This is a genomic window from Curtobacterium sp. SP.BCp, assembly GCF_051903255.1.
Taxonomy (GTDB): domain Bacteria; phylum Actinomycetota; class Actinomycetes; order Actinomycetales; family Microbacteriaceae; genus Curtobacterium.
This window is the reverse complement of the sequence record NZ_CP194338.1, coordinates 23002-45656: the sequence shown is the minus strand read 5'-3', so window position 1 is coordinate 45656 and position 22655 is coordinate 23002. Positions and strand designations below refer to the sequence as shown.

Annotated in this window: 23 protein-coding genes; 13 read left to right on the top strand and 10 right to left on the bottom strand. The window is 69.1% G+C overall.

Annotated elements, in window-relative coordinates:
- Nucleotides 1-55: 55 nt before the first annotated feature.
- The 3 genes from trxA to ACRQ4C_RS00215 all read right to left on the bottom strand — a co-directional run bounded on the left by trxA (nt 56) and on the right by ACRQ4C_RS00215 (nt 5904).
- Nucleotides 56-382, bottom strand: coding sequence for a thioredoxin (gene trxA / locus ACRQ4C_RS00225; protein ID WP_022832611.1), 327 nt, complete (start codon nt 380-382; stop codon nt 56-58).
- Between the two features lie 83 nt (nt 383-465).
- Nucleotides 466-1464 (bottom strand): thioredoxin-disulfide reductase, encoded by a 999-nt coding sequence (trxB, locus tag ACRQ4C_RS00220; protein WP_439689622.1) that lies wholly within the window; start codon nt 1462-1464, stop codon nt 466-468.
- A gap of 174 nt (nt 1465-1638) precedes the next feature.
- On the bottom strand, nt 1639-5904 hold the full coding sequence (locus tag ACRQ4C_RS00215) for a DUF6049 family protein (RefSeq protein ID WP_439689621.1): 4266 nt from the start codon (nt 5902-5904) through the stop codon (nt 1639-1641).
- 124 nt (nt 5905-6028) lie between these two features.
- On the opposite strand from ACRQ4C_RS00215, the gene ACRQ4C_RS00210 reads away from it, so the two are divergent.
- From ACRQ4C_RS00210 to dnaB, 6 genes are all read left to right on the top strand, one after another.
- Nucleotides 6029-7462, top strand: coding sequence for a CCA tRNA nucleotidyltransferase (locus tag ACRQ4C_RS00210; RefSeq protein WP_439689620.1), 1434 nt, complete (start codon nt 6029-6031; stop codon nt 7460-7462).
- Nucleotides 7463-7662: 200 nt separating this feature from the next.
- Nucleotides 7663-8034 carry a 30S ribosomal protein S6 gene (gene rpsF, locus ACRQ4C_RS00205; protein WP_058724526.1) on the top strand — a complete coding sequence of 124 codons (372 nt, stop codon included), beginning with the start codon at nt 7663-7665 and terminating at the stop codon, nt 8032-8034.
- A 3-nt stretch (nt 8035-8037) separates the two neighbouring features.
- Nucleotides 8038-8598: a single-stranded DNA-binding protein gene (locus ACRQ4C_RS00200; protein ID WP_290133387.1), complete on the top strand. Its 561-nt coding sequence runs from the start codon at nt 8038-8040 to the stop codon at nt 8596-8598.
- Nucleotides 8599-8645: 47 nt separating this feature from the next.
- A complete protein-coding gene (gene rpsR, locus ACRQ4C_RS00195; RefSeq protein WP_017887834.1) occupies nt 8646-8903 on the top strand; it encodes a 30S ribosomal protein S18 in 258 nt (85 codons plus the stop codon).
- 14 nt (nt 8904-8917) lie between these two features.
- A complete protein-coding gene (rplI, locus tag ACRQ4C_RS00190; protein ID WP_290133388.1) occupies nt 8918-9370 on the top strand; it encodes a 50S ribosomal protein L9 in 453 nt (150 codons plus the stop codon).
- A gap of 540 nt (nt 9371-9910) precedes the next feature.
- On the top strand, nt 9911-11224 hold the full coding sequence (gene dnaB, locus ACRQ4C_RS00185; protein ID WP_152998015.1) for a replicative DNA helicase: 1314 nt from the start codon (nt 9911-9913) through the stop codon (nt 11222-11224).
- A gap of 185 nt (nt 11225-11409) precedes the next feature.
- On the opposite strand, the gene ACRQ4C_RS00180 is transcribed toward dnaB, so the two are convergent.
- From ACRQ4C_RS00180 to ACRQ4C_RS00170, 3 genes are all read right to left on the bottom strand, one after another.
- Entirely contained in the window at nt 11410-11904 is a 495-nt protein-coding gene (locus ACRQ4C_RS00180; RefSeq protein ID WP_422869959.1) for a hypothetical protein, read from the bottom strand.
- Between the two features lie 401 nt (nt 11905-12305).
- Entirely contained in the window at nt 12306-12710 is a 405-nt protein-coding gene (locus ACRQ4C_RS00175; protein WP_422869958.1) for a hypothetical protein, read from the bottom strand.
- Nucleotides 12711-12761: 51 nt separating this feature from the next.
- A complete protein-coding gene (locus tag ACRQ4C_RS00170; RefSeq protein ID WP_022906751.1) occupies nt 12762-13118 on the bottom strand; it encodes an ArsR/SmtB family transcription factor in 357 nt (118 codons plus the stop codon).
- A gap of 110 nt (nt 13119-13228) precedes the next feature.
- Here ACRQ4C_RS00170 and ACRQ4C_RS00165 point away from each other — a divergent pair, with 110 nt between their 5' ends.
- From ACRQ4C_RS00165 to ACRQ4C_RS00135, 7 genes are all read left to right on the top strand, one after another.
- Nucleotides 13229-14617 (top strand): FAD-dependent oxidoreductase, encoded by a 1389-nt coding sequence (locus ACRQ4C_RS00165; RefSeq protein ID WP_439689619.1) that lies wholly within the window; start codon nt 13229-13231, stop codon nt 14615-14617.
- Complete coding sequence (locus ACRQ4C_RS00160) at nt 14617-16020, top strand: arsenic transporter (RefSeq protein WP_422869955.1); 1404 nt, start codon at nt 14617-14619, stop codon at nt 16018-16020. The genes ACRQ4C_RS00165 and ACRQ4C_RS00160 overlap by 1 nt, the downstream gene beginning before the upstream one ends.
- Before the next feature lie 29 nt (nt 16021-16049).
- Nucleotides 16050-16466 (top strand): arsenate reductase ArsC, encoded by a 417-nt coding sequence (locus tag ACRQ4C_RS00155; RefSeq protein WP_422869954.1) that lies wholly within the window; start codon nt 16050-16052, stop codon nt 16464-16466.
- Nucleotides 16467-16485: 19 nt separating this feature from the next.
- Nucleotides 16486-17886: an FAD-dependent oxidoreductase gene (locus ACRQ4C_RS00150; RefSeq protein ID WP_439689618.1), complete on the top strand. Its 1401-nt coding sequence runs from the start codon at nt 16486-16488 to the stop codon at nt 17884-17886.
- Nucleotides 17887-17898: 12 nt separating this feature from the next.
- Nucleotides 17899-18294: a low molecular weight phosphatase family protein gene (locus tag ACRQ4C_RS00145; RefSeq protein WP_439689617.1), complete on the top strand. Its 396-nt coding sequence runs from the start codon at nt 17899-17901 to the stop codon at nt 18292-18294.
- 29 nt (nt 18295-18323) lie between these two features.
- Nucleotides 18324-18812: a GNAT family N-acetyltransferase gene (locus ACRQ4C_RS00140; protein ID WP_439689616.1), complete on the top strand. Its 489-nt coding sequence runs from the start codon at nt 18324-18326 to the stop codon at nt 18810-18812.
- A 367-nt stretch (nt 18813-19179) separates the two neighbouring features.
- The gene (locus ACRQ4C_RS00135; protein WP_439689615.1) at nt 19180-19407 is read left to right on the top strand and encodes a hypothetical protein; all 228 of its coding nucleotides are present in this window, start codon (nt 19180-19182) and stop codon (nt 19405-19407) included.
- A 336-nt stretch (nt 19408-19743) separates the two neighbouring features.
- Here ACRQ4C_RS00135 and ACRQ4C_RS00130 read toward each other — a convergent pair whose 3' ends face one another.
- The 4 genes from ACRQ4C_RS00130 to ACRQ4C_RS00115 form a co-directional block, all read right to left on the bottom strand.
- Nucleotides 19744-20427, bottom strand: coding sequence for a cation diffusion facilitator family transporter (locus tag ACRQ4C_RS00130; protein ID WP_422872229.1), 684 nt, complete (start codon nt 20425-20427; stop codon nt 19744-19746).
- Complete coding sequence (gene cmtR, locus ACRQ4C_RS00125) at nt 20424-20777, bottom strand: Cd(II)/Pb(II)-sensing metalloregulatory transcriptional regulator CmtR (protein WP_402266267.1); 354 nt, start codon at nt 20775-20777, stop codon at nt 20424-20426. Before cmtR ends, ACRQ4C_RS00130 begins: the two co-directional genes overlap by 4 nt.
- Nucleotides 20778-20867: 90 nt before the next feature.
- Nucleotides 20868-21824, bottom strand: a complete 957-nt coding sequence (locus tag ACRQ4C_RS00120; RefSeq protein WP_439689614.1) for a M23 family metallopeptidase — start codon at nt 21822-21824, stop codon at nt 20868-20870.
- A gap of 142 nt (nt 21825-21966) precedes the next feature.
- Nucleotides 21967-22563: a DUF305 domain-containing protein gene (locus ACRQ4C_RS00115; RefSeq protein WP_422872226.1), complete on the bottom strand. Its 597-nt coding sequence runs from the start codon at nt 22561-22563 to the stop codon at nt 21967-21969.
- Between the last annotated feature and the right edge of the window lie 92 nt (nt 22564-22655).

The following is a 22655-nucleotide window of genomic DNA, read 5'->3' as shown; positions in this document are numbered from 1 at the left end:
GCAGGACGCCCCGCCCCCGGGACCGGGGACGGGGCGTTCGAGCGTGTCGGGCCGACTACGCGAGGAACTCGGCGAGGTCGGCTTCGAGCGCCGGCTTCGGCTTGGCGCCGATGACGGTCTTGACGACCTCGCCGCCCTTGAAGACCTTCATGGCCGGGATCGAGGTGATCTGGTAGTTCATGGCCGACTGCGGGTTGTCGTCGACGTTGAGCTTGACGATCTCGATCTTGTCGGCGTGCTCCGCGGCGATCTGGTCGAGGATCGGCGAGACCGCGCGACACGGACCGCACCACTCGGCCCAGAAGTCGACGAGGATCGTCTTGTCGGACTTCAGGACCTCGTCCGAGAAGGTGGCGTCGGTGACTGCCTTGGCGTTGGACATGTGTGCTCCTTCGTGGATCCCGGTCGCAGCCGAGAAGTCGTTCGGTGGGTACAACGGACGAACCGCTGTGACATTCCCCGGGTTCAGGCGCGTGCGGCCTCGACGTCGACCGTGACGGGCGACTCCGGGGTGACGCCCTCGGCCGGCACGGTGAGGTCGTCGTCGAGTTCGGCGAGGTACTTCTCCGCGTCGAGCGCGGCCACCGTGCCCGAACCGGCAGCGGTGATCGCCTGACGGTAGGTCGGGTCGATGACGTCACCGGCCGCGAACACGCCCGGCAGGTTGGTCTTCGACGAGCGGCCCTGGACGGCGATGGTGCCCTCCGGCGCGATGTCGATCTGCCCGTGGATGAGGTGGGTCCGCGGGTCGTTGCCGATCGCGATGAAGAGTCCGTCGAGCTCGAGCGAGGAGGTCTCGCCGGTCACGGTGTCGCGGAGCTGCACGCCGGTCACGGAGGACTCACCGTCGATGCCGATGACCTCCTTGTTCCACGCGAACTCGATCTTCGGGTCGTTGTGGGCGCGGTCCTGCATGATCTTCGACGCGCGCAGGGTGTCCTTGCGGTGGATGACCGTGACCTTGTCGGCGAAGCGCGTGAGGAACGTCGCCTCTTCCATCGCGGAGTCGCCACCGCCGACGACGGCGATGTTCTTCTGACGGAAGAAGAAGCCGTCGCAGGTCGCGCACCACGAGACGCCGTGACCAGACAGGCGCTCCTCGTCCGGGAGGCCGAGGTGACGGTAGGCGGAACCCGTCGCGTAGATCACCGCGAGGGCCTCGTACGTCTCGCCGGAGCCGACGGTGACCTTCTTCACCTGGCCGGTGAGGTCGACCGACACCGCGTCGTCGTACAGGACCTCGGCGCCGAACTTCTCGGCCTGCTCCTGCATCTTGATCATCAGGTCGGGGCCCTGGATGCCCTCGGGGAAGCCCGGGAAGTTCTCGACCTCGGTGGTCTTGGTGAGTTCGCCACCGGTCTCGACGCTGGACGCGACGATGAGGGGCTTGAGCTCCGCTCGCGCGGCGTAGATGCCGGCGGTGAACCCGGCCGGACCGGAACCGATGATGATGAGCTGGCGCATGCCTCGCTGCCCTTCCGTTGAGTGCTGACCGGGTCAACACATGCTACCGGCGCGACATTCCACGCCACCCGTGCAGCGCGGCCAGCGGCCGACGGGACGCGGACCGGCGACCGGGCCGCGCGCGGGGTCAGCGACCGAGCGGGTCCGGGGACAGCGACCGGGTCGGACCCGGGGTCAGCGACCGAACCGGGCCCGGACGATGTCGACCGCCCCGCGGATCTCCTGGTTCCGCGCGAGCGCCAGCACACCGAAGTAGACGAGCGCCATCACGACGCCGGTGAGGACGATCGTCAGGACCGCTCCGGTCGCGTCGGACATCGCGAACCCGCTCGCGCTGAACGCTCCGAAGAACCAGACGACCACGAGGCCGACCGCTCCGGCCACGAGCGCCGCGACGATGAACTGCAGGTGCGACCGGGTCACGTTCGCACCCTCCATGCCCTTGAGTCGCCGCGACACGAGCACGAGTGCGAGGACGGTCTGCGCCGAGCCGGCGAGCGTCGTGCACGCCGCGATCGAGAACCCGATGACCGTGTCCGGGAGCAGCGACACCGAGAGGGCCCCGATCACGAAGAGGACCGACTGGACGCACTGCATGAGGAACGGCGTGCGGTGGTCGTGCAGCGCCCAGAACACCCGCTGGATCACGAACAGCATGCTGAACAGGACGAGTCCGGGCATGTAGGCGAGGAGCACGGCACCGATCGACAGTGCACCGTCGAAGGTGCTCGCGAAGATCCGGCCGAACGGCACCGACACCACCATGAGCGCCACGGAGGCGAACACGGTGAAGAGTCCGACGATCCGCAGGCTGAGGGACAGGTTCCGCCGCACGGCGTCGAGGTCGCCGCGTTCGGCGTCGTGGCTCATCCGCGTGAAGTACGCCGTCGCGATCGACACCGTGATGATCGAGTGCGGCAGCATGAACAGCAGCCAGGCGTTCTGCAGCACCGCGTTGCCCGCGGCCCCGGTCCCGAGCGACGAGACACGTGACTGGACGAGGCCGGCGAGCTGCGTGACGAGGATCATCGCGAAGAGCCACCCGGCAGCGGTCCCCGTCGCCTTGAGCCCCACGCCCCGCCACCGGAAGTCCGGGCGGTAGGTGAGACCGGCACGACGCCAGAAGAACGGCAGGAAGGCGGCCTGCGCGACGACGCCGAACGACGCGCTGCCCGCGAGCACCGCGATCTTCGCCGGGGTCCAGTCGTCGAGGCCGGCGTTCACCGAGCGGTCCCCGAACAACGCCATGAAGACGATGAGCCCGCTGACGGCGATGACGTTGTTGATGAGGGGCGCCCACGTGAACGGCCCGAACACCTGCTTGGCGTTGAGGACCTCGCCGAGGAGCGAGTACATCGCGTAGAAGAGGATCTGCGGCAGGCACCAGAACGCGAAGGCCACGGCGAGGTCCGTCTGTGCCGGGGTGAAGCCCTTCGATCCGTCACCGGCCTGGATGCTGTACGCCCAGACGAGGAACGGTGCCAGCGCGGTGGCGATGATCGTGATGACGACGAAGACCGTCCCGCCGAGCGTCACGATCTTGTTGACGTACGCGGTACCGCCGTCGGTGTGCTGCTGCATCGACCGGACGATCTGCGGGATGAGCACGGCCGACAGCAGACCCCCCGCGATGAGCGCGTAGATGTTGTTCGGCAGCTGGTTCGACACGGCGAACGCGTCGGCAGCGACGGAGCCCTGCTGGCCGATCGCGTAGGCCAGGATGATCGTCTTCGCGAACCCGAGGACGCGCGACACCATGGTGCCGGCTGCGAGCATCGCGCTCGCTCGGCCGAGGCTGCGCTCGGCGACGGGTTCGGCGTCGACGACGGACTGCGGCTGGGTGGCGCTGATGAGGGGCTCCTCGGGTGCGGGCTGCTCGGCGGGTCGATCAGTGGGCCGGCTCGCGGGGTCGTCCGACGGTTCGTCGTGGTCACCGGAACCTGCCTGGAGGCCCGCCCCGGCCCCGCCGTCGAGGCTCGCCTCGTCGAGGTGCTCACGGTCAGGCCGCGATGCGGCAGCCGCGGCTACCGGCCCGCCTGGGCCGTCCTGCGGACCGACGCGGGGCCCTGCGACCGCGGCAGACCGCGCGGCCGCTGCTGCGTGGCGGACGGGCACCGGGCCTCCCGGCTGACCCGCCTGGACCGACGGACCCGCCTGGACCGACTGACCCGCCAGACCCGGCTGCTCGGCGAGCGGACGGTTGGGGTCGTCGTCCTCGTCGTCGGTCTCGCCGCGGCGACGTCGCGCCCGCTTGCGGATGCTCCGGAAGATGCCGAAGCTGAAGATCGCGACGAGCGCGATGCCGGCGACGGCGGTGATGACCGTCTCCCACTGCGCCTGCACGTTCAGCTCGACGGTGGCCGGCTGCGCGATGGTCTGCCCGGTGGGGGTCGTCAGCGCGAGGGTGAGCGACACCTTGCCGTTCGCCACCGACTGCACCGGCACCGTGGTGCGCGTCGAGGAGTCGCTCTGGACCTTGACCACGATGTCGTTGCGGACGACCCGGAGCGCCGAGTTCGACGGCTGGACGGAGAGCCGGACCGTCACCGGGTACATCGACTCGTTGCGGATCGAGATCGGCAGGGACGACCGGTCGCCCAGCAGCGTGAGGCTGCTCGAGTCCGTGATCGTCACCGAGTCGGTCGTCCGCGCCCAAGCCGCCACCCGGTTCGTGATCGCCGCGTCGAGGGCGTCGTCGTCCGTGCGCCAGGAGTTCGACGCGAGGGCCAGGAGCTGGAGTCGTGCCGGTGCGGTGACGTCCTCGGGGGTGTCGAGCGCCGTGGCGAAGCCGGACAGGGCCTCCGAGGCGCGGACCAGCCGCTCCAGACGGTCGATGCGGGCATCGCCGTCCGACGCCTTGGTCAACGTCAGCGAACCGGGGGTCGCCGACGCGGTCGACGACAGGTCGGTCGGCGCGGCCCACGGGGTGCTCTCGAGTGCGTCGAGGGCCTGGGACAGCCGGGTGGAGTCCGACGGCCAGTCCCGACCGAGGGTGAGGAGGACCGGGGACGTCGCGGTGCCGGCACGGGCCGCGCTCGCGAGCGTCGCGGTGAGCTCGGACATCGCCGTGTCCCAGGTGCGCTGGTCGGACGCGGTCGCCGCCTGGCGGAGGAGCGACGACATCGCCTGGTCGGCCACGAGCACCTTGTCGGAGCCGATGCGCTCGGACGCCGGGATGGTGGTGTCGGCCCCAGCGGAGGTGTTCCCGCTCGCGACGATCGTCGTCGTGGTGCCAGCTTCGCGGAGCGCCGGGAGGTCACCCTGGGAGACGGTGCCCTCGACCGGCCACGCGACGTCGTCCATCGAGTAGTCGAAGTCGAGGAGCGACGAGGTCGTGGGGAGGACCTCGGTGCTGTCCGGGTCGGTGCCGTCGGCGGTGCCGTCGGCCGCGCCGGTGGCTCCGTCGGTCGGGGAGGCGGTTGCGGTGTCGCCCGGTGCGGCGGTGGAGGGCGCGTCCGTCGGAGCGGTCGCCGACGGGGTCGGACTCGGCGTGGAGGCGCCGGGGAAGTTCTCGGGACGGATGCCCGCGTCGAGCGAGATCGGCGCGAGGACGCCGTCCGCGCCCGCCTGCCGCAGCCCCGTGACGTCGGCGTCGGCCCAGGGCAGCGCGAAGGTCTCGTTGCGGATGTCCTCGAGGTCCTGCAGCCACGCGGTCGCACTCGACGGTGCGTTCTGGCCGAGGATCCGGATCGACGCGATGATGCGCGGGTCGATGCCGACCGCGACGTTGTGCCCCTCGGCGGCGCGGAGCTGCTGGGTGAGCGTCCCGTCGACCGCGGTCGCGGCGGCGAGTTCGTCGGCCCCGACGAACATGCTCGACGAGTGGGGCAGGGTGATCGGCATCGCGACCGAGACCCCGACCGGGGTGACGCCCACCGAGGTCTCGGCCGACGCCGGGTCCCACGTGATGGCGGAGCGCGCGATGGCGGTCGTCTCGCCCGCGGTGTAGACGGCCGCGATGCGTCGGGGACCGAACGAGCCGTAGCCCCCGAGTCCGACGTTGCCCGGGACGATCTTCACCGAGCGGAGGGTGACCGAACGGTGCGCCGGAACGGCCGGGACGTCCACAGTGTCCATCGGGGCGCCAGGGTAACCGGTCGTGCTGGTGTCGACGAGCCAGTCGGAGAGCTGGTCGCGCGAGCTCACCACCCGGGAGATGTCGAGCTCGGCCGAGCCCGCGGGGAGCGCCTCGTCGGTGTCGTTCGTCACCGTGACCGAGAGCGTGAGGTCCTCGTCGCGGTGCACGATCCCGCGGTTCGCCGGGGACACCGTGACGCTCGTGGTGCCCTCGGTCGCGTTCGACACCTCGGCGGGAGCGGTCTCGACGGAGGACGCGGTCGTCAGGGCGCTCGCGGACGGGGCGTCGACGGGCGCGACGACGAGGCCGAGCGCGACGAGTGTCGACGCGGCCGCGGCGAACATGGTGCGGAAGAGCTGCATACAGGGGTGCCCGGGGGATCGACCCGGACCGTGCACGAGTGTATGAGGCCCCACCATGAACACCGCCCGTGCGCGCGCAGGGTGTGGAGAACTCGTCGGCTCGATCTGGGAGGATTGGTCCGTCATGCAGTCCGTTGCCCAGGCCGTCGAGCGACTCGACGCACTCGCCGAAACCCTCCCCGTGGCCACCCTCGCGCGGGCGTTCGCCGACGCCGGACACGAGCTGGCCCTCGTCGGCGGCCCGGTGCGCGACGCGTTCCTCGGCCGTCCGGTCACCGACCTCGACTTCACCACCGACGCCACCCCGGACTACGTGCTCCGGATCGTCGAGCCGATCGCGAGCGCCACGTGGGACGTCGGCCGCCAGTTCGGCACCATCGCCGCGCGGGTGCACGACGAGCAGGTCGAGATCACCACCTACCGGAGCGACGTCTACGACGGCGAGACCCGGAAGCCCGAGGTCGCGTTCGGCGAGACCATCGAGGACGACCTGCTCCGCCGCGACTTCACGGTGAACGCGATGGCGCTCCGACTGCCCCAGCGCGAGCTCGTCGACGTGCACGGCGGTGTCGAGGACCTGCTCGCCGGGCGCCTCCGCACGCCGCAGCAGGCGACGGTGTCGTTCCGCGACGACCCGCTGCGCATGATGCGGGCGGCCCGGTTCACGTCGCAGCTCGGGTTCACCGTGTCCGACGACGTGCGCGACGCGATGGCCGAGCTGGCCGACTCGATCGAGATCGTCTCCGCCGAGCGGGTGCGCGAGGAACTCGTCAAGCTCCTGAACACCGCCGACCCCGTCCCCGGGCTCCGGCTGCTCGTCGACACCGGGCTGGCCGAACGCTTCCTGCCGGAGCTGCCCGCGATGAAGCTCGAGATCGACGAGCACCACCACCACAAGGACGTCTACGAGCACTCGCTCACGGTGCTGACGCAGGCCATCGGGTACGAGGCCGAGCGCCACCCCGGCGAGGCCCCGGACACCGTGCTCCGGCTCGCGGCGCTCCTGCACGACATCGGCAAGCCCGCGACCCGGAAGCTCGAGCCCGGCGGTGCGGTGAGCTTCCACCACCACGACCTCGTCGGGTCGAAGCTCGCGAAGAAGCGGCTCCGTGCCCTGCGGTTCGACAACGACACGATCGGCTCCGTGGCCCGTCTCATCGAGCTGCACCTCCGATTCTTCGGCTACACCGACGGTGCATGGACGGACTCCGCCGTCCGTCGCTACGTCCGCGACGCCGGTCCGGAGCTCGAGCGGCTCCACGAGCTCACCCGCTCCGACGTGACGACGCGGAACCGCCGGAAGGCCGACCGCCTCGGGTTCGCGTACGACGACCTCGAGGCACGCATCGCGACCCTCGCCGAGCAGGAGGAACTCGACTCGATCCGTCCCGACCTCACCGGCGACGACATCATGCGCATCCTCGACATCGCGCCCGGACGAGCCGTCGGTGAGGCCTACCGCTTCCTGCTCGAGACCCGGATGGACGAGGGCCCGCTCGGGCACGAGGAAGCCGAGGCGCGCCTGCGCGCCTGGTGGACGGCGCGCGACGCCGACTGAGCGGCCGCGCCACGAGTGCGCCCCGCGCCCGACGCGACGGCCTGGAGGCCCGGGGCGGCTTCCACGGGTGGTGGCGCGCCTCCAGGCGGTCCGGTAGGCTGTTCAGGTTGTCTCCGCGCGTCTGCGCGCTGACACATGCATCAACCCTCCTGCTCCGGGAACCGCCCGGAGCCGCCGAGACCAAAGGAGGTGGGTTCCGCATGCACCAGTACGAACTGATGGCGATCCTCGACCCCGAGATCGACGAGCGCACCGTCGCTCCCAGCCTGGACAAGTTCCTGGCCGTGATCCGCAACGACGGTGGCACCGTCGACAACGTGGACGTCTGGGGCCGTCGTCGTCTCGCCTACGAGATCGCGAAGAAGTCCGAGGGCATCTACGCCGTCGTCGACTTCACGTCCTCCCCCGAAGCCGCCAAGGAGCTCGACCGTCAGCTCGGTCTCTCCGAGGCCGTCCTCCGCACGAAGGTCCTCCGCGCCGAGGAGGCGATCGCTCAGGTCGCCGCCCAGAAGCAGCGCGACGAGGCCCGCGCGGCCCGCAAGGCCGCGAACGCGACCGCGAGCGCCGAGTAAGTCATGGCCGGCGAAACCGTCATCACGGTGGTGGGCAACCTCACCGCGGACCCCGAGCTGCGTTACACGCAGAACGGGCTCGCGGTGGCGAACTTCACCATCGCCTCCACCCCTCGCACGTTCGACCGTCAGGCGAACGAGTGGAAGGACGGCGACGCGCTGTTCCTCCGTGCGAGCGTGTGGCGCGAGTTCGCCGAGCACGTGGCGGGCTCGCTGACGAAGGGCTCGCGCGTGATCGCGCAGGGTCGTCTGCGTCAGCGCTCGTACCAGGACCGTGAGGGCCAGCAGCGCACGAGCATCGAGCTCGAGGTCGACGAGATCGGCCCCTCGCTCCGCTACGCGACCGCGCAGGTCACCCGTGCCTCGGGTGGCAACGGCGGCGGTCGTGGCCAGGTCGGCGGCGCGAACGCCGGCGGCAACGGCGGCGGCAACTGGAACAACGGCGGCGGTCAGTCGGACGCGCCCTGGTCCCCCCAGGGTGGCCAGCAGGGTGGCGGCAACGCACAGTCGAACGACGTGTGGTCGACGCCCGGCGGCTCGTACGACGACGAGACCCCGTTCTGATCCCTCCGGTCCACCGGACACAACTTCTTCATCTCTAAGGAAAAACAATGGCTGGAAAGAGCACCGGCGACCGCCGGAAGCCTCGCGGCAAGGGTGGCAAGAACGCCGCTCCCGCGAAGTCGATCAAGGTCGGCGTCATCGACTACAAGGACGTCGCGACCCTTCGCAAGTTCATCTCCGAGCGTGGCAAGATCCGCGCCCGTCGCATCACCGGCGTCTCCGTCCAGGAGCAGCGCCTCATCGCCCGTGCCGTGAAGAACGCCCGTGAGATGGCGCTCCTCCCCTACGCCGGCTCCGGCCGCTGATCGGAGGATCTCCCATGTCGAAGCTCATCCTCACCCACGAGGTCTCCGGCCTCGGTTCCGCCGGTGACGTCGTCGACGTCAAGAACGGCTACGCCCGCAACTACCTCATCCCCCAGGGCTTCGCTGTCGCGTGGTCCAAGGGCGGCGAGAAGCAGGTCGAGTCGATCCGTGCCGCGCGTACCGCTCGCGAGCTCGCCACCATCGAAGAGGCCCAGGACCTCAAGATGAAGCTCGAGAACGCCACCATCCAGCTGTCGGTCAAGGCCGGCAAGGACGGCCGTCTGTTCGGCTCGGTCCGCCCGGCGGACGTCGCCGCTGCGGTCGAGGCGCAGGGCGTCGGCTCGCTCGACAAGCGCAAGGTCGAGGTCCCCGCGACCATCAAGACCGTCGGTGACCACGAGGCCACCGTGCGTCTGCGCGAGGACATCACCGCGGTGATCTCCCTCAAGGTCGTCGCCGCCAAGTAAGGCCGCGAACACCGCTCACGACGGGCGGGTCTCCTCCGGGAGGCCCGCCCGTCGTCGTTCCCGCGGCCGTCGGTTCGCGCCTGGCTGGTTACTGTTCAGGTGGGCTCCGTGAACCTGGAAGCGGCGTGAGAAAGTTGTCCTCAGGTTCCTGTTTGTCAACTGGTTTTACACACCCGAAACGGCCGGTTCGTCAACCTTCAATGGGAACTTGAACCCCACTTTTCCACACACGGTGTGGAACGGAAAACCCCAGATCAAGCGGTCGAAACTGTGTTCTAGAAGCAGGTTGTCCACACACCTCTCCATAGTTGTCCACACGGCACTCCGGCGTGTTCCGCAGCCTCTCCACAGAGTTATCCACAGGGCACGTTTGTGGGGATAACTCCGAGGCCCTTAGCGTGGCCCGGCGACCTGGCGATGTCGGTCGTCCGGGGTAGAACTTCGGTGTGGGCAGGGGCCCGGGCCGTACCAACGACAGGAGTCCGTGTGTCGATCGCGCATCTCGATCCGTCCCCCCGCGACGTCGCCGACCGCGGAGGCATGGAGCGGACGCCGCCGCACGACCTCCTGGCCGAGCAGTCGACCATCGGCGGCATGCTCCTGTCGAAGGACGCCGTCGCGGACGTCATCGAGACCGCGCGCGGGGTCGACTTCTACATCCCCAAGCACGAGGTCATCTTCGACGCGATCCTCTCGCTGTACTCCCACGGCGAGCCGACGGACGTCATCGCCGTCACCGACGAACTCACGAAGACCGGGCTGCTCTCGCGTGCCGGCGGTGCCGAGTACCTGCACAGCGTGACGAGCATGGTGCCGACCGCTGCCAACGCCGGGTACTACGCCGCGATCGTCGCCGAGAAGGCCGTGCTCCGCCGCCTGGTCGATGCCGGCACCCGCATCGTGCAGATGGGCTACGCGTCCGAGGGTGAGGTCACCGACCTCGTCAACAGCGCGCAGGCCGAGGTCTACAACGTCGCGGGCGGCGTCCAGACCGAGGACTACGTGCCGCTCACCGACGCCATCGGCGCCGCCATCGACGAGATCGAGGCCGCGAAGGGCCGGGACGGCCAGATGACCGGCGTGCCGACCGGGTTCAGCGGGCTCGACGGGCTGACCAACGGCTTCCACCCCGGACAGCTCATCATCGTCGCCGCCCGACCCGCGCTCGGCAAGTCCACCCTCGCGCTCGACCTCTGCCGGGCGGCCGCGCTCAAGCACAACCAGACCGCCGCGTTCTTCTCGCTCGAGATGGGGCGGGCCGAGATCGCCATGCGTCTGCTGTCCGCCGAGTCAAGCGTGCCGCTGCAGAACATGCGCAAGGGCACCGTCGACTCCCGCGACTGGACGACCATCGCGCAGACCCGCGGGCGGATCAACGACGCCCCGTTCTTCATCGACGACTCCCCCAACATGACGCTCGTCGAGATCCGCGCAAAGTGCCGCCGTCTGAAGCAGCAGCACAACCTCAAGCTCGTCGTCATCGACTACCTGCAGCTGATGACCTCGGGCAAGCGCGTCGAGTCCCGCCAGCAAGAGGTCTCCGAGTTCTCGCGAGCCCTCAAGCTCATGGCGAAGGAGCTCGGCGTGCCGGTCATCGCGCTGTCACAGCTGAACCGCGGGCCCGAGCAGCGCGCCGACAAGAAGCCGATGATCTCCGACCTGCGTGAGTCGGGGTCGATCGAGCAGGACGCCGACATGGTCATCCTGCTGCACCGTGAGTCGGCGTACGAGAAGGACAACCCGCGGCAGGGTGAAGCCGACCTCATCGTGGCGAAGCACCGCAACGGGCCGACGGACACGATCACGGTGGCGTTCCACGGGATGTTCTCGCGGTTCGTCGACATGCCGCAGTAGCGCTGCCGTTCGTGTCGTCCGCCAACTAAGTTGTCCAACTGCCACACAACCTGTCCTGAAATACGGAGGTGGACACCTTATTTGGCAGTCCTGTCGGTCTCCCTCAGACCTGAGTGACGACGCGGTGGCGTCGTGACCGCTCCCAACCTCGGTGCCCGCGAGGAGTCGTGCACCCCTACTCTGAATTAAGCGAGCCCGGAGCTCAGGTCGTCCCGCCGAACTGCCCGCCGTCGATGCTCGATGCTGACTCGGTCGGGGAACAGGTTGATGAGTACCAGTAGGTACGCCTCGTACCATTCATCTGCGATCTGTTCAGCGCGGTGGATGCGCTGAAGATCCTGCTCGGCGAAGCTGATCAGCTCGGGATATTCGTCTCCGTCGACCGGTTCGTAGGTGCGAGCATCCAACCAGCGACGTTCGTCTGCTTCCCAGATCAGGCCAACCCACTCGTCCTCTGCGCCGGACAGGAACTCGAAGTCGAACTGCCAGTTGTCAGCCCACGCCTTTCCGGTCGAGCATGCGGCGTAGCCGTCGGGTTGCGGCGTCTCGTCGGGGATCGGTTCATGGGGGTACCGCATGATCGTGTTTCCGTACGCCGCGTAAAACAGGACCTCACCGGTGAGCAGGGCGTCAACGACCGAGTGACGTTTACGTCGGCTCCCCAGGTCGCCGCGGAACATCCACAGCGCCCTGTCCGCCTGCTTCTGCCAGTGGTCCCATGCCTCCTCGGGCCCCGGCAGCGTTTCACCGGCTGGCTCGATCGTCCACGTGCCTCGATCCCCAAGGACCCATGTGAGAGTGGCCGGTCGGAAACGAATCGGGCTGGAACCGCAATGTTTCTGGCCCCTTCTCTTCACCGGTGACGGTCAAGCGCGGAGCGTTGAAGTGACGGCGGACCGCAGAGTGGTCGACCTGGTGCACTGGCCACTGATAGCGGATCTCGAGCACTCCCGTTGTCACGCGAACCTCCCGCGACTCCGAGCTGATCGCTGACTCATCGGGCCGTATCTGTAGACGGGCACGTCACTAATGATCGCCACTGCGGACCCATCCTGCAGAACCGCTGCACCGGATCGTGCGATCAGAATTGGACGTAGCCGTTCCAGGCCGCCTCTGCTTTTACTTCGTCATCGCCGAAGATGTCGGGGTCGACCGGGAAGTGCTCGTTCCGGAAGCGGTCCAGCTCCAGCTGCGCGCGATCTCGAAGCGTCGCTCGGTCCTGGTCAGGGTGCCCCAAAGCAAGCATGGCAGTGCGCCGCTCGACAACGGCGGCCCACAGTTGTCGTCGGCTGACCTCCGCGATCAGCTGCGAAGCAACGAGCATCGAGTTGAACTCGAGCGATCCAGCGGACCGGTCCATCAAGGTGACGAGGTCCCTGTCCTTCACCTCGGTGAACACCTTCGGCTGCTTGCGTTGCTGCTTCATCATCCAGCGGATCTGTGCACGGGCGTCCGCAATCGGATTCGGTTCCTGCTCGTCGGTCATGTCTTCATCCTCACCGTGCGGAGGCTTCGCCGCGAGGGAAGTTCCGTCGTCTCAGCGTGTGGGCGAGGTCAGCAGAGCGGCGACGGACTCGAGCGCGCCGGGGATGAGGGAGAAGTAGGCCCAGGTGCCGCGCTTTTCGCGGTGCAGGATGCCGGCGTCGACGAGCACCTTGAGGTGGTGCGACACGGTCGGCTGGGACAGGCCGAGCGGTTCCTGCAGGTCACAGACGCACGCTTCCGCGCCCTCGTGCGCGGCGACCATCGAGATCAACCGCAAACGGGCGGGATCTGCGATCGCCTTCAACGACTTCGCCAGGACCTCCGCGGACTCCTGCGTCATCGCTTCGGTCGTGACGGGCGAGCAGCACGCGGTGACGTCCTGGATGGGGAGCAGCTCGATCGTCGTCATCACACCATCATCCCACGGACTTCGACACACGTCTATATTTGCCTTTATCGATATCGACATGCTTCGATGTCCTTGCTTGTCTCCCGCTGATCTGTGAAGGACCGACCACGATGACTCACCTTGTTGCCGTTGGCGGCAGCGACGCTGGCATCGCCGCGGCGCTGCGCGCCCGTGAGCTGGACCCGTCGACCGATGTGACCGTGGTCCTTGCGGACGAGTTTCCGAACTTCTCGATCTGCGGCATCCCCTACTGGGTCTCGGGCGACGTCGTCACGGAAGCGTCCCTCGCGCACCGCACCCGCGCCGATCTCGAAGCCGCCGGCATGACCGTCCGCTCCTCCACATGGGCCTCTGCGGTCGACGTGGACCGTCGCCGCCTCACGGTCACCGGACATGGCGGTGAGGAAGAGCTGCCGTACGACGAGCTGCTGATCGGGACTGGCGCTGAGCCGGTCCGCCCGGCCGGGATCCCGTTTGGTGAGCCCGGGATTCACCTGCTGCACTCGATGACCGACGCCGAGCAGGTCGTCGCTGCCCTGGAGCTGCTGCCTACCGGCAGCCGCGTCGCGGTCGTTGGCGCCGGCTACATCGGCCTCGAAATGACCGAGGGACTCGTCGCCCGCGGGTTCGACACGACGCTGATCCAGCGCGGCCCGGAAGTGCTCTCCACCCTCGATCCGGAACTCGGGTCCCTGGTCACCGCGGAGGTCCGCCGACACGGCGCAACCGTGCTGACCGGGGGGGCCGTCACCGGCATCACCCCAACCAGAGGCGGGCAGTGGCGGGTGACGACGGCGACAGCCGCTGGGGATGAAGAGGGCACGTTCGCGCTCGTGGTGGTCTGCGTCGGCGTGCGGCCGATGACGGACCTCGCGACCGCAGCGGGTGCGCAGCTCGGGCAGGCCGGCGCGATCGTCGTCGACGAGCAGATGCGCACCGGGGTGCCGCACGTGTGGGCTGCGGGCGACTGCGTCGTGACGCATCACCGGCTGCTCGGGACGACGTGGCTGCCGCTCGGGACGACGGCGCACAAGCAGGGCCGTGTCGCCGGGGAGAACATGCTCGGCGGGTCCCGGACCTTCGCCGGTTCGGTGGGGACGCAGGTGGTGAAGGTGTTCGACCTCATCGCCGCCCGCACGGGCCTCCGCCACCACGAGACCGCTGCGCTCGACGTGTCGCCGCTGACCCGGGTGACGGTGGCGAATGACCACAAGCGGTACTACCCGGGTGCGGTGCCGCTGACGATCAGTGTCACCGCCGACCAGCCGTCCGGCAAGCTCCTCGGCGCGCAGATTGTGGGGCAGCGCACGGCGGAGATCAGTAAGCGCATCGACACGTACGCCACCGCCCTCCACGCTGGCTTCACCGTCGACGACATCATCGACCTGGACCTCAGCTACACGCCGCCGCTCGGGTCCCCGTGGGATGCCGTGCAGGTCGCCGCGCAGGGCTGGGAGCGCGCCGCCGCGGCGGCGAACCAGGCCGGGGTGAGCGGCTGATGGTGCTGGCGGTCGTCGCTGCCGCGATCTTCGTCGCGACGCTCGTGGTGGTGATCTGGCAGCCCAAGGGCTTCCCGATCGGCTACACCGCGCTTATCGGCGCGGTCATCGCCCTCGCGACCACGGTCGTTGGGCTCGGGGACGTGCCGACGGTGGTCGGGATCGTGTGGAACGCGACGCTAACGTTCGTCGCCGTGGTGCTGATCTCGTTGATCCTCGACGAGGCCGGATTCTTCGAGTGGGCCGCGCTCCACGTGGCGAGGTGGGGTCGCGGGAACGGGCGGCTGCTGTTCGTGCTGATCGTCGGTCTCGGCGCGGTCATCGCGGCCGTGTTCGCCAACGACGGGGCTGCGCTGATCCTCACCCCGATCGTTGTCGGGATGCTCCGCGCCTTGAACATGCCGGCGAAGGCGGCGCTGGGGTTCATCCTCGCCACCGGGTTCATCGCCGACACCGGCAGCCTGCCGCTGGTGGTGTCGAACCTGGTCAACATCGTCTCAGCCGACTACTTCGGCCTCGGGTTCGCCGAGTACGCCGCCGTCATGGTGCCCGTCGGCATCGTGTCCGTGCTGGCGTCCCTCGGGATGCTGCTGGCGTACTTCGGCAGGTCGATCCCGAAGCGGTACGACGTCCTCGCGCTGACTCGGCCCGCCGGCGCGGTGAAGGACCGGGCGACGTTCCGCGCCGGGTGGGTGGTCCTCGCCGTGTTGCTGGTCGGCTACTTCGCCGCCGACCCGCTCGGGGTTCCTCTCGCCGCGGTTGCTGGTGTCGGCGCGGTCGTGATCGTTCTCGTTGCCGCCCGGCAGCCCGCGTTCCTCTTCGCCCGCCAGGCTGCGTCCCCGGTTCTCGTCACGACCGGCGGCACCGCCACCGTCACCGCCGACAGCGGTGGAACCGGTGGCGGGTCGGGGCGGGTGATTCCGGTGTGGAAGACGATCCGGGAGGCGCCGTGGCAGATCGTGCTGTTTTCGATCGGTATGTACCTCGTCGTGTACGGGCTGCAGAACCAGGGCCTCACCGACTACCTCGCCCGCCTGTTCGACGTGTTCGGGGACCACGGGGTCCTCGTCACCGCGCTCGGGGTCGGGTTCGTGATCGCGATCCTGGCGTCGCTGATGAACAACATGCCGACGGTGCTGATTGCCGCCCTCGCGATCGGCGGTGCCGGCGCGACCGGGCTGACGCACGAGGTGATGGTCTACGCCAACGTCATCGGTTCCGACCTCGGCCCGAAGATCACTCCGATCGGGTCGCTGGCGACGCTGCTGTGGTTGCACGTGCTCGACCGGAAGGGCATCCACATCGGCTGGGGGCAGTACTTCCGCACCGGCATCGTGCTGACCGTCCCCGTCCTCGCCGTCACCCTGGCAGCCCTCGCCGGCTGGCTCACCCTCATCCGATGACCACGCCCACGCCTACCGAAAGCACCGCCATGACCGCGACCCCCACGATCCTGTTCGTCTGCGTCCACAACGCTGGCCGCTCGCAGATGGCCGCCGGCTACGCCCAGGCCCTCGGCGGCGACCGCGTGCAGGTTCTCTCCGCAGGCAGTGCACCGAAGGACCAGATCAACCCGATCGCGATCGAGGCGATGGCGGAGGACGGCATCGACATCGCCGGGAACCAGCCGAAGGTCCTCACCACCGACGCCGTCCGCGAGTCCGACGCGGTGATCACGATGGGCTGCGGCGATGCGTGCCCGATCTTCCCCGGCAAGCGGTACGAGGACTGGGACCTCACCGACCCCGCCGGGAAGGGCATCGACGACGTCCGCCCCATCCGCGACGAGATCAAGACCCGCGTGCAGGCGCTCCTGGCCGAGCTGCTGCCCACCGAAGCATCCGCCTGACCGCCGGAAGGACCACCCCATGACGCTCACCCTCACCGTCCCACCGCGGACCGACGCGGACCGCCTGACCGGGCTGCCCGTCGCCGTCATCGGCGCCGGCCCCGTCGGGCTCGCAGCCGCCGCGCACCTCCTCGAGCGAGGCCTGCCCGTCGTCGTCTACGAAGCCGGCGACCAGGTCGGCACGAGCGTTCGTGCGTGGGGGCACACCAGGCTGTTCTCCCCGTGGCGGTACGTCATCGACGACGCCGCCCGCCGCATCCTCGAACCCACCGGCTGGACTGAGCCCCGCCGGTCGTCGCTGCCGACCGGGCACGACCTCGTCGCCCAGTACCTCGAACCGCTCGCTCAGACGCCCGAGCTGGCACCGGTGATCCGGGACGGCGTGCGTGTCGACGCGGTGTCCCGGCAGGGCATGGATCGCACCCGCTCCGCCGGCCGCGCCGACACCCCGTTCCTCCTCCGCCTCCACACCGCGGATGGTGTCGAGGACGTCACCGCCCGTGCCGTCGTAGACACGTCCGGCACGTACACGTCCTCGAACCCGCTCACAGCCGCCGGCCTCGCCCCCACAGCGGACCTCGGCGACCGCATCGTGCACGCCCTCCCCGACGTGCTCGGCGAGGACCGTGACCGATTCGCCGGGAAGCGGGTCCTCGTCGTCGGGGCCGGGCACTCGGCCGCGAACACGCTCATCAAGCTCGCCGCCCTCGCCAAGGACGAACCCGGCACGACGCTGCTGTGGGCGATCCGGAACGCCGGCACCGCCCGCCTCGGCGCGGACGCCGCCGACGGGCTCGCCGCCCGCGGGCAGCTCGGCTCCACCGTGCATGGCCTCGTCGAGTCCGGGCTCATCGAGCAGCTTGCGTCGTTCGAGATCGACGACGTCCGTCCCGACGGTGACCAGGTCACCGTCACCGGCCGCCGCGCCGGGGAGCCGTTCACCGTCACGGTCGACGTTGTGGTGAACGCGACCGGGTTCCGGCCCGACCTCGACATGCTCCGCGAGATCCGGCTCGGACTGGACGACATCGTCGAAGCACCCCGCGCGCTGGCGCCGCTGATCGACCCGAACCTGCACTCCTGCGGCTCCGTGCCTCCGCACGGCGTTGCCGAGCTGGCGCACCCGGAACCGAACTTCTTCATCGCCGGCATGAAGTCCTACGGCCGCGCCCCCACCTTCCTGCTCCTCACCGGCTACGAGCAGGTCCGCTCCATCGCCGCGGAACTTGCCGGCGACCACCAGGCCGCCCGCGACGTGCAGCTCGTGCTCCCCGAGACCGGCGTCTGCACCACCGACGTCGGCGGGTCATCCTCCTGCAGCGTCCCCGCGACCACGACCGAGGCGTCGGAGGGGTCGTCGTGCTGCGCCGCCCCCGCGCCGGCCGCCGCGCCCGCCAGCAGCTCCTGCTGCACGAACTGAACCGGACCCCGCATGACCGACAAGCCCACCGTGCTGTTCATCTGCAAGCACAACGCCGGCCGCTCCCAACTCGGCGCCGCCCTCCTCGAAATCGCTGCCGACGACCGCTACACCGCCACCTCCGCAGGAATCGCTCCCGCCGACGAGGTGAATCCGTCGATCGCCGCAACCGTCGCGGAACTCGGCGTCGACATCAGCGATCGCACCCCGCGGAAGGTCACGCCCGAGCTGCTGGATCAGGCCGACGTTGTTGTGCTGATGAAGCCCGGCCTGATCCTGCCCGCGACGCCTCGCGGCACGGTGTTGCAGTGGTCGTTCCCGGACCCGGACTCCTGGTCCCCCGACGACGTCCGCCCCATGCGCGACGCCGTCGCCGCCCGCATCCAGGACGAGCTACTGCACCCGTGACGGACAGCACCACGGTCACCGTTCGGCCGATGACCGCCGGCGACTGGCCAGCCGTCGAGGCGATCTACCGGGACGGCATCGCCACCGGAAACGCGACGTTCGAGGCGGAACCGCCGACATGGGAGGCATTCGATGCGGGGAAGCTACCCGACCACCGGTTCGTCGCCCTAGGCGGCGACGAGGTCCTCGGCTGGGTGGCGGTCTCCCCGACCTCCGCCAGGCCGGTGTACCTGGGCGTCGTCGAGCACTCCGTGTACGTCGCCGCCGCGGCTCGTGGTCGCGGTGTTGGACACCTGCTCCTTGACGCCCTGATCGCGTCGACCGAGGCTGCCGGCATCTGGACCATCCAGTCCGGGATCTTCCCCGAGAACACCGCCTCCCGAGCCCTCCACGCCCAACACGGGTTCCGCGAACTCGGCACCCGAGAACGCATCGGCCTCATGACGTTCGGGCCGTCGACCGGGCGGTGGCGCGACAACGTCCTCGTCGAGCGCCGAAGCCCGCACGCCAGCTCCTGAGCAGGGGCGGCACGCTTCGATCCGCATGCTTGCAGGTATGTTCCAGAACCCGCTATGCTGTGGCACGCGTCATTAGTGCGCGCAAAAAGCCAGTCCATCGGACTGGCTTTCGTCATGTCCGGCCCGAACCGTAGGCTGGAACCGCTCGATACGACTCTGCCCTCAGCGCAGCACCCGAGCACCACGAACAGGCCGGTCCCGTCAGGGCCGGCCTTTTCCATGCCCTCACGCGCGGAGCGCACACCAGACCGCTCGCTCCGGGCATAGGGCCTCTGCGCGTCCACCGGGCGCACGCGCCGACCTGGCGCTCTAGACCCCCGCCCACGACGGGCGGGCTGGCCACACGGCCAAACCCGAAGGAGGCAACATGCCCATCACCGACACAACGGTGGACATGCTGACGGCCTTCGGCGGCACCATCCTGACCGGCATCATCGCGGTCGTCGCCCCCGTGCTTGGCTTCCTCCTGCGCAAGCAGGTCACGGAGCTGATCAAGCACATCGTGGACGTCGTCGACGACCGCACGCTGGCCAGGGACCCCGAGCGGGCACGCATCGTCGCAGAACTGCGACGAGCCCGTTTCGGGAAGAAGTAGCCGCCGAAAAAACGCCAACCCTCATTCGGGAAGGAGAACTCTGCCCTGAGCTGTATCGATAGGGGTGCCTCATACGAGATGCGGACACGGATTGGCTGCCTCGCTAGCCAACTGGGCTTGGGGACGGGCTGCCCAGACCGCTACAGACCGAGCAGGCGACACGCACCGACCCGCCGCTCGACGTCATCGAAACTGTCGCATCGGAACCAGAGCTCCGATCGGAGCATGCACACCTGGCACTGTTCCGGCAGTGCCTCGACGTCTGCGACGGGCTCTCGAGCGTCCGCAGACCAGAGCCGGTACCCGTCCGCCGAGCTGCACCAGGAGCCCAGCCGGTCAGCAGCAGTCGCACGCGTCGACGTCGCGCTCACCGATCAGTGCCGACACCGGCTGCTTGCACGCGTCGCCGCGCCCGGCCTCCAAGCCCTCCCGGACCGCGAAGACCACCACGACCAGGCCCGCCACCGGGTCGGCCCAGGCCCACCCGAACAGGGTGTTCAGCAGCAGGCCGATCAGGACCGCGGCGGAGAGGTAGCTGCACACGAGGGTCTGCTTCGAGTCAGCGATAGCGGACGCGGAGCCGAGTTCCTTCCCGGCGCGCCGCTCCAGCAGGCTGAGGAACGGCATCACGGCGAGGCTCACCGCGGCGAGGACGATTCCGACGGTGCTGTGCTCTGGCTCGCGAAGCCCAGCGAAGGTCAGGGCGGCGTCGACGGTGACGTACAGCGCGAGGCCGAAGAACGACACCGCAATGACTTTCAACGTGGTGCGCTCGCGTGCTTCCGGGTCGCGACCGGCGAACTGCCACGCGACGGCGGCAGCGGAGAGCACTTCCACGATGGAGTCGAGCCCGAACCCGATCAGTGCCGTCGAGGACGCCACCGTGCCGGCTGCGATCGCGATCACGGCTTCGATCACGTTGTAGGTGATCGTCGCGGCGACGATCCACCGCACCCGTCGCTGCAACACGCTCCGGCGCGCAGCCGACAGGGGGGCAGCGAGCTGTACGGCGGCGCTCATGCGCCGGCTCCGCAGCACAGGGGGACGTCGCAGTCCTTGTCCGTGCAGTCAGTGCCGTCATCGACGGCGAGAACGACGTCGACCAGAGCGTCCAGCGCACGTGACAGATGCGGGTCTGCGATTTCATACCGGGTACTGCGGCCTTGTGGGACGGCGACGACGATGCCGCAGCCGCGCAGGCACGCGAGGTGGTTCGACACGTTGGTGCGGGTCAACTGGAGCTCTTCCGCCAGCCGCGCCGGATACCCGGGCTCGTCGAGCAGCCGCAGCAAGATGCGGGCTCGGGTCGGGTCTGCGAGAGCCCGGCCAAGCCGGTTCATCACATCAACCCGAGAGGCTCTAGTCAGCATGTGCTGACTATACAGCCGAGGATGACCATCCGAGGGTCGCTGCCTCATCTCGATAGCCGATGGCTGGTTGGACACCGCTGGGGCTAGGTGCTACAGCGTGCGTCCGGCGTTGGCGGTGAGCCACGGGATCGGGTCGATGGGTGTGGTGCCGCCGGGCATGACCTGCAGGTGCAGGTGCGCGCCGGTGCTCGCTCCGGTGTTGCCGACGAGGCCGACGAGCTGCCCGACGGCGACGGTGTCGCCTGGTCGGAGCGGCGAGGAGCCGAATATCATGTGCGCGTACAGGGTGGACACGAGGCGACCGTCGATCTGGTGGTCGATGATGACGTACTGCCCGTATTCGGGGTGCGTTGTCGACACTCGGACAGTGCCGGCAGCGACAGCTCCGATGGGGGTGCCGGCGCCGGGGGTGAGGTCCGCGCCCTGATGAATCGACGAGCAGGTCGCGCATGGGGCGCTTCGCGGACCGAACGGTGAGCTGACGGTGATGGTTCCGGCGATGGGCCAGCGAATGTCGCCGGTTCCGGTGTTCACGATCGTGCCGCCCGTGGTCGTGGGAACGCTCTGTTTCGTCGAGGCCGGTGCGCCCCCGGTTGACGCGGCCCGTGAGGCGGGTGCTGTCTTGGTGATGACGGGCTTCGGGGTCGGCTTGGTGATCGTGTACCCATCGCGGTCGACCGCGAGGGCCAGCCCGGACGCGGTGAAGCTCTGCCCGGCGGCGGCAGGAGCGACACCGGACACGACTGCGGCGGAGCCGGTCGTCGCCTGCGCGGGCAGCGCCGCGGCAGCGGTAAACAGCGCCATCGCGGCCGCGGCACCAGTGATCGGAACCGCGGCGAGAACGCGTGACCGCAGTGAGCGGACCGGTGTTGCGAGTGCAGCCGCGACGGGCGGTAGCGGCCGCAGCGCCGGCTGGGCAGCGGCAGTGATCGTCGCGGTTCGGGTGCGGCTGGCGGTCGAGGCTGCGGCGGAGCGTTCGGCGGCGAGGGCTTCGCGGCGCGTCCGGGGTGCGGGAATGGCGGGGGTCTGGGGATGCTGCTGAGGCACGGGCAGGCTCCAAGAGTGGTGGTGGCCGGCAGGCCGAAACGGGAGGGGTGACCCGAACGCAAGTCGAGCAGGGAGGAGAGGGCGGGCCGGTCGTGGGCCGCGGCAGGAAAGGGGGGAGCCCGCCGCGACCCACGCCGGGGCTTTAGAGGGACGCGAGCATGTCCTGCATCTGGGTGATCTGCTCGGTCTGGCTGGACACGATCGACTTCGCCATCGCGACGGCGTCGGTGTTCTTGCCCTTGTCGACTTCGGTCTTGGCCATGTCGACGGCGCCCTTGTGGTGCTGGATCATCTGCTCGAGGTAGAGCTTCCCGGCGTCCTTCGCGGACGCCTTGTCGAGGTCGGTCATGTCGGAGTCGGACATCATCCCGGACATGGAGTGCCCCATCCCGGAGTGCTCCGACTCGACCGGCTCGCCCCAACCCTTGAGCCAACCGGTGAGCTGGTTGATCTCCGGGGACTGCTCGGCCTTGATCTGCTTCGCGAGTCCAGCGACGTCGGTATCGACGCCCGAGCCCTTGACGAGGAGCATGTCGCTCATCTCGACGGCCTGCTTGTGGTGCGGCAGCATCATCTGCGCGAACATCACGTCCTGGTCGTTGTGCGCCGACGCCGCCGACGTCGACGAGGACGACGAGCCCGCGTCGGAGCCGGTGTTGCTGGTGGAGCAGCCTGCGAGGGTGAGGCCGAGGGTCAGCGCGGCAGCGATGGCGAGCGTGCGCGTGGTGGTGGTGTGCATGATCTTCCGTTCCCGTGAATGCGTCAGGCGTTCCGGGCAGGCGGACGCCTCCCGGTTCTGGGCATGCGGAGGCCACCCATCGGGGGTGGGAT